This is a genomic window from Pseudomonas sp. B22(2017) (assembly GCF_002113105.1).
Classification (GTDB): domain Bacteria; phylum Pseudomonadota; class Gammaproteobacteria; order Pseudomonadales; family Pseudomonadaceae; genus Aquipseudomonas; species Aquipseudomonas asiatica.
Genome location: NZ_NEJN01000019.1, coordinates 24854 through 31666 on the forward strand (window position 1 = coordinate 24854; position 6813 = coordinate 31666).

Genomic DNA, 6813 nt, shown 5'->3' on the forward strand with positions numbered 1-6813 from the left:
TTCCTTACAGGTCAGACGGTCGCGGCGCGTTGGCGCCAGGCTTGGGAGCGGCGCAGCAGGCCGCGTGAGGCTGCGGCCAGCAGCAGTGAAGCGCCGGCACTGGTCAGCAGGATCAAAGTCGACATGGCGGCGGCACCACCGACATTGCCGGCGTCATCCATGTTCAGCACGGCGACGGCAGCCAGGATGGTGTCGGGGCTGTACAGGAAGATTGCCGCCGACACGGTGGTCATCGCCGATACGAACAGGTAGCGAATGATGTCCAGCAGCGCCGGCAGGCAGATCGGCACGGTCACCCGCAGGAAGTGCCTGTAAAGCGGCGCCTTCAGCGACAGCGCGGCGGCCTCGAACTCGCCGTCGAGCTGGCGCAGGGCGGTGGTCGCGGTCATCTGCGCGGTGGTCAGGTAGTGGGCGATGGTGCACACCACCAGCAGCCCCATGCCGCCGTAGAACACATGCAGCGGGTTGCCGTTCAGGTTGAAGAAGAATACGTAGCCCAGGCCCAGCACCAGGCCCGGCACGGCCATGGGGATGAAGCTGAGCAGGCGCAGCGCCTGGTTGAGCAGGCGTTGGCCCTGGGTCTTCTCCATCAGGTAGGCGCCGGTGAAGATCACGATGCTGCCGATCAGCGCGGTGCCGATGGCCATGGTCACGCTGTTGCGGTAGGCCAGCCAGCCACCACCGGCGGTGTCCTCGAACATGTAGTGACGCAGCGACAACGACAGGTTGTAGGGCCAGAACGTGACCAGCGACGAATACACCGCCATGCCGATCACCAGCAGCAATGCCGCGCACACCAGCAGCACGATCGCCAGGAAGCAGGCATCACGGCCGCGCGACGGCTTGGGCTCGAACACCTGGGCACGGCCGCTCATGGCTTCGCCCTGGCGCCGGCGCAGCCAGGCATCGACGGTAAAGCTGAACAGCGCCGGCAACAGCAGCACCATGCCGATCAACGCGCCGCGGCCGAACTGCTGCTGGCCGACCACCGCCTTGTAGGCTTCCAGCGCCAGCACCTGATAGTCGCCGCCGACCACGACCGGTACACCGAAGTCGGTGATGGTCAGGGTGAACACCAGACAGAACGCTGCGAATACTGCCTGGCGCGTGGCCGGCCAGGTGATGCTGGTGAACGCTCGCCAAGGGCCGGCACCCATGCTGGACGCTGCGTCGAACAGGCGTGCATCGGCCAGCGATAGCGCCGACAGCAGGATCATCAGGGCATGCGGGAAGGTGTAGATGGCCTCGCCCAGCACAATCCCCCAGAAGCCATAGATGTTGTCGCTGAGCAACCCGCGCAGCAGCCCCTGGTTACCGAACAGGTAGACCAGGGCGATGGCCGGCAGCATTGACGGCGCCAGCAGCGGCAGCAACGAAATCCCCCGCCACAGGCCTTTGCCCGGAATCAGCGTGCGTTGCAGGGCATAGGCGAACAGGTAGGCCAGCGGCACCACGATGGCTGCCACCGTGAAGGCCACCGACAGGCTGTTGCCCAGCAGCCAGTGGAAGTTTTCACTGGCCAACAGTTCGCGGGCCGCCAGCAGGCCACCACCCTGGCCCGCTTCTGCGCTGAAGCCGCGCCAGAAGATCGCCAGCAGCGGCATCAGCACCGCCAGCACCAGAAGGATCAGCAGCAGGCTCTTGCCGCCGACGACGAACAACCGGTCGCCCAAGGCGACACCAGCACGCGGCGTGGCTTTGGCCTGGCTCAGCGGCAGGGACATTGGCGCGGCCATCTCAGGCAAACACCTGCAGGCTCTGCGGTGGCAGCGCCACCCAGATGTCCTGCGAGCCCAGCCGCGGCATGGCCTCGGGGGCAAGCTCCGCCAGCAGTGCATGGCCAGGCAGCGCCTTGAGCTCGAAGCTCATGCGGCAGCGGTTACCAAGGAAGGTGATTTCACGGACCATGGCCGGGAACAGGTTTTCTTCGTGCACCGCCGGGTTGACCGTGATCGCCTCCGGGCGGCAGAACAGCCGGCCGCTGCTGGGTCGGGCCGAACCTGGTGCCAGACGCATGTTCATGCCACCGACCTGGGCATGGCTGTCACTGCTGCGCTGGAACGGCAACCAGTTGCCCTGGCCGACGAACTCGGCAACGAACGGCGTGGCCGGCTGGTCGTAGATTTCCTGCGGGGTGGCGTACTGCTCGACCTGGCCGTTGTTCATCACCGCAATGCGGTCGGCCATCAACATGGCCTCGTCCTGGTTGTGGGTGACCATCAGCGTGGTGATACCCAGCTGGCGCTGCAGCTGGCGCAGTTCGGTGCACAGGTGCTCGCGCACCCGGGCATCCAGCGCCGACATCGGCTCGTCCAGCAGCAGCAACGACGGCGACGGTGCCAGCGCGCGGGCCAGGGCCACACGCTGCTGCTGGCCACCGGAAAGCTGGCCGGGGTATTTCTTCTCGCTGCCGGCCAGGCCCACCAGTTCGAGCATTTCGGTCACTCGCTGGCGGGCCTGTTCACGGCCGCTGCCAGTCAGGCCATAGGCGATATTGGCTTCGACGGTGAGGTTGGGGAACAGCGCGTAGGACTGGAACAGGATGCCGTAGTCACGGGCCTGGGGTGGCAGCTCGGAGATATCGCGCTCGCCGATGTACAACGTACCGCGGTCCTGGCGCTCCAGGCCGGCGATGCAGCGCAGCAACGTGGTCTTGCCGCAGCCGGACGGGCCGAGCAGGCACACCAGTTCGCCGGCGGCGATGTCCAGCGAGACATCATTCAGCGCCGTGAAGGCGCCGAAGCGCTTGTGGATGTTGCGCACTTTCATCTGTGCGCCGGGGGTGGTGTGGTTCATGGCAGGGCCTCATCGAAGAGATGGAGGCCATGCTAGGAAGGCTGTGCGAAGGTTCTGTGGCTTTAGGGCAAAAGCGGGTGATAGTGGTATAGGCAGATTTTGTAGTGGCCTTCAAGGACCCTATCGCCGGCAAGCCAGCTCCCACAGGTACTGCACAGGTTTCAAGGACTGTGGGGTACCTGTGGGAGCTGGCTTGCCGGCGATAGGGCCGGTACAGCCACTACATGGCTATCAGAAGTGCGAACCGGCCACTTCCTGCGCCACCCCAAGGAAGGCCGCCGGCAACCGGGCCTGGCGCCGCTCCTTAAGGCAATACAGGTACTCATGCATCACCGGCGCGTTCTCCAGCGCCAGCACTCGCAACTCAGGGTTGTGCGGCACCTCGTGCCGGGCAATCACGCTGATGCCGATATTGCGCAGTACCGCCTCACGGATCGATTCGCGGCTGCCAATCTCCAGCAACGCCCCGGCTTTCACCCCGGCCTCCTGCATCATCTGCTCGGTGAGCTTGCGCGTGGTCGAGCCCTTCTCGCGCATCAGCAGGCAATGCCCGGCCACCACGTCAATGGACACCGCCTGGCGGTGCGCCAACGGATGGTTGCGATGCACCGCCACCACCAACGGGTCAGTCCCCAGCACCCGCCGCACCAGCCGCGCGTCTTCCAGCAGTTGCGACGAAGCGGCGATATCCACCCGGTAGTCCTCGAGCATCTCCAGTACCTGCTGCGAGTTGCCGATTTCCACCGCCACTTCCACCTGCGGCAGGCGTTCGCGGTAGATCTTCACCAGGTCGAGGATGTAGTAAGGCGCCGTGGCCGCGATGCGCAGGCTGCCCTGAGCCTGGCCACTGTTGCGCAGCTCGAACTCGATGTCGGCCTCCTGCTGCAGCAGTGCCTTGACCATCGGCAGCAGGCGCACGCCCTCCTCGCTCAGCACCAGGCGCCGCCCGCCGCGGTAGAACAGCTCCACCGCGTACTGGCTCTCCAGGTTGCGAATCTGCGTGGTCACCGTGGGCTGGCTGAGGCCGAGCTTCTTCGCCGCCAGGGTGATGCTGCCCAGGCGGGCCACCATGTAGAAGGCTTTAAGCTCCGAACTCAGCATGCACGTCCTCTATTTGCGCAACAGGCGCAAGCCGTTGAACACCACCAGCAGGCTCACGCCCATGTCGGCAAACACCGCCATCCACATGGTGGCCATGCCGGCAAAGGTAATCGCCAGGAATATCGCCTTGATGCCTAACGCCAGAACGATGTTCTGCATGAGGATCGCCGCACTTTGGCGCGACAGCCTGACGAAGGCCGGGATTTTCCGCAAGTCGTCGTCCATCAGCGCCACATCGGCGGTCTCGATGGCGGTGTCGGTACCGGCCGCCGCCATTGCAAAACCGATCTCGGCACGAGCCAGTGCCGGGGCGTCGTTGATGCCGTCACCGACCATGCCCACCCGATGGCCCTGGGCGTACAGGGTTTCGATGCTCTTGAGCTTGTCGCCAGGCAGCAGGTTGCCTTCGGCACGGTCGATGCCCACCACGGTGGCGATGGCCTGGGCGGTATGCGGATTGTCACCGGTCAGCATGACAGTCTTGATGCCCAGCTCGTGCAGCTCGGCGATGGCCTGGCGACTGCTTTCCTTGACCGTGTCGGCCACCGCGAACAGCGCCAACGGGCCGGAGCGGTCGAGCAGCAGCACCACGGTCTTGCCCTGGCGCTCCAGCGCATCCAGCTGGGCCTCGAGCTCGGGCGAACACAGCCCCAGCTCCTCGACCAGACGGTGGTTACCCAAGTGGTAAACCTCACCCGCGATGGTACCGCGCACGCCGCGCCCGGCCAGGGCGGCGAAGTCATCGACCTCGCTCAAAGCCAGGCCTTGCTCCTTGCCGAACTGGGCAATGGCGCGGGAAACCGGGTGATCCGAACGCTCGCCAAGGCTGGCGGCCAGGGCTTGCGCGCGGCCTTCGAACAGCGGCTCCAGTATCTTGGCATCGGTTTGCACCGGCTTGCCGTGGGTGATAGTGCCGGTCTTGTCCAGGGCCAGGAAGTCCAACTGGCGCCCGCCTTCCAGGTACACGCCACCCTTGATCAGGATGCCCTTGCGCGCGGCGGCAGCCAGGCCGCTGACGATGGTCACCGGGGTCGAGATCACCAGGGCACACGGGCAGGCCACCACCAGCAGCACCAGGGCGCGATAGACCCAGTCGAACCAGGCACCGGCCATGAACAGCGGCGGTATCACCGCAACGGCCAGGGCAATGGCAAACACCACTGGGGTGTAGATGCGCGAGAAGCGGTCGACGAAACGCTGGGTAGGCGCCCGCGCGCCTTGCGCTTCCTCGACGGCCTTGATGATCCGCGCCAGGGTCGATTGCCCGGCAGCAGCGGTAACGCGGAACTCCAGCGCCCCTGCCTGGTTGATGGTGCCGGCGAACAACTTGTCGCCCACGGTCTTCTCCACAGGCAGGCTTTCGCCGGTGATCGGTGCCTGATCGACGGTGGATTGCCCGCTGGTCACTTCACCGTCCAGGCCAATGCGTTCGCCGGGGCGTACCCGCACCAGGGCCCCGATGGCCACCTCCCGCACCTCTACTTCCCGCCACTGGCCATCGGCCTGGCGCACGGTAGCCATGTCCGGGGTGAGCTGCATCAGGCCGCCAATGGCGTTGCGCGCGCGGTCCAGCGAGCGGGCTTCGATCAGCTCGGCGACGGTGAACAACACCATCACCATGGCCGCTTCCGGCCACTGGCCGATCAGCACCGCGCCAGTCACGGCAATGCTCATCAGCGCGTTGATGTTGAGGTTGCGGTTTTTCAGGGCGATCCAGCCCTTCTTGTAGGTACCCAGGCCACAGCCGAGGATCGCTGCCAGCGCCAGCGCCGCCACCACCCACTCCGGGGCCAGTGCGGCAAAGTGCACGATTTCGGCGGCGATCGCGGCAATACCGGACAGCGCCAGGGGCCACCAGCGGGTCTTGGCCACTTGCGGTGCGCTGGCAGTGCTATCGTCTTCGGCGCCAAGCGGCTCGGCTTTCATGCCCAGGCTGTCGATGGCCTGCTCGATTTCAGCAGTGCCACCCAGGGTGTGGCGCACGCCAAGCACACGGTTGATCAGGTTGAACTCCAGCTGCTCGATACCGGCCAGCTTGCCCAGCTTGTCCTGGATCAGGGTCTGCTCGGTAGGGCAGTCCATGGCCTCGATGCGGAAACGGCTGAACTGGGCGTGGCTGCTGGCCTTTTCGCTCAGCTGGACCAACGCTGGCGCAGCAGCGCTGCCACAGCAGCTGTGGGCGTGGTGATCGTGCTTGTGTTCGTGGCTGACAGGCTGGTTCATGGGGTCATCCTTAATTTGAGCCTGTTGCCAAGTGAACACCCTGTAGCCACTATAGGGTCAAGCCACTTGCTGGAGAATTTCGTGATGAAGATCGGAGAACTGGCCAAAGCCACCGACTGCGCCGTGGAAACCATCCGCTACTACGAGCGTGAACAGCTGCTGCCGGAGCCGGCACGCAGCGACGGCAACTACCGGCTGTACACCCAGGCCCACGTCGAGCGGCTTACCTTCATCCGCAACTGCCGCACCCTGGACATGACCCTGGATGAAATCCGCAGCCTGCTACGCCTGCGCGACAGCCCCGATGATTCGTGCGGCAGCGTCAATGCGCTGATCGACGAGCATATCGAGCATGTGCAGGCACGGATCGATGGTCTGGTGGCGTTGCAGGAACAGCTGGTGGAGCTGCGGCGGCGCTGCAATGCACAAGGGGCGGAGTGTGCGATCTTGCAGCAACTGGAGACGAACGGGGCGGTATCGGTGCCGGAAACCGAGCATTCGCATGTAGGGCGAAGCCACGGGCATTAAGCCAAAAGCTTCGCGGGTAAACCCGCTCCCACAGGTACTGCACAGGCCTGAGCTTTGTGCGGTCCCTGGACTGCCCCCAAAAAGTTGGACAGTTTAAGCTGCCGCCTGGGTCCTGTACTCGACAGGGCTCAGGCCATTGAGCCTCAGCTTGATGCGGTCATGGTT

The 6813-nt window shown here is 65.0% G+C and carries 6 protein-coding genes; 1 reads left to right on the forward strand and 5 read right to left on the reverse strand.

Translation table 11 applies throughout. The annotated features are described in order from the left end of the window. Window positions 1-11 precede the first annotated feature (11 nt). From CAG18_RS25090 to CAG18_RS25105, 4 genes are all read right to left on the reverse strand, one after another. On the reverse strand, window positions 12-1736 hold the full coding sequence (locus CAG18_RS25090) for a putative 2-aminoethylphosphonate ABC transporter permease subunit (RefSeq protein WP_015272179.1): 1725 nt from the start codon (window positions 1734-1736) through the stop codon (window positions 12-14). Between the two features lies 1 nt (window position 1737). Then, entirely contained in the window at window positions 1738-2796 is a 1059-nt protein-coding gene (locus CAG18_RS25095; protein ID WP_015272180.1) for a putative 2-aminoethylphosphonate ABC transporter ATP-binding protein, read from the reverse strand. A gap of 231 nt (window positions 2797-3027) precedes the next feature. Further along, window positions 3028-3897: a LysR family transcriptional regulator gene (locus CAG18_RS25100; RefSeq protein ID WP_015272181.1), complete on the reverse strand. Its 870-nt coding sequence runs from the start codon at window positions 3895-3897 to the stop codon at window positions 3028-3030. 9 nt (window positions 3898-3906) lie between these two features. Beyond that, on the reverse strand, window positions 3907-6120 hold the full coding sequence (locus CAG18_RS25105; protein WP_085721775.1) for a heavy metal translocating P-type ATPase: 2214 nt from the start codon (window positions 6118-6120) through the stop codon (window positions 3907-3909). A gap of 84 nt (window positions 6121-6204) precedes the next feature. Here CAG18_RS25105 and cadR point away from each other — a divergent pair, with 84 nt between their 5' ends. Next, window positions 6205-6648 (forward strand): cadmium resistance transcriptional regulator CadR, encoded by a 444-nt coding sequence (gene cadR / locus CAG18_RS25110; RefSeq protein ID WP_015272183.1) that lies wholly within the window; start codon window positions 6205-6207, stop codon window positions 6646-6648. A gap of 93 nt (window positions 6649-6741) precedes the next feature. Here cadR and CAG18_RS27615 read toward each other — a convergent pair. Beyond that, window positions 6742-6813, reverse strand: a 72-nt coding sequence (locus CAG18_RS27615) for an IS3 family transposase (protein WP_371807316.1), incomplete at its 5' end; no start/stop codon positions are given.

Excerpts from the sequence above, each read along its gene's own strand:
- CAG18_RS25090 (WP_015272179.1), bottom strand. The coding sequence starts at position 1,736 with ATGGCCGCGCCAATGTCCCTGCCGCTGAGCCAGGCCAAAGCCACGCCG.
- CAG18_RS25095 (WP_015272180.1), bottom strand. The coding sequence starts at position 2,796 with ATGAACCACACCACCCCCGGCGCACAGATGAAAGTGCGCAACATCCAC.
- CAG18_RS25100 (WP_015272181.1), bottom strand. The coding sequence starts at position 3,897 with ATGCTGAGTTCGGAGCTTAAAGCCTTCTACATGGTGGCCCGCCTGGGC.
- CAG18_RS25105 (WP_085721775.1), bottom strand. The coding sequence starts at position 6,120 with ATGAACCAGCCTGTCAGCCACGAACACAAGCACGATCACCACGCCCAC.
- cadR (WP_015272183.1), top strand. The coding sequence starts at position 6,205 with ATGAAGATCGGAGAACTGGCCAAAGCCACCGACTGCGCCGTGGAAACC.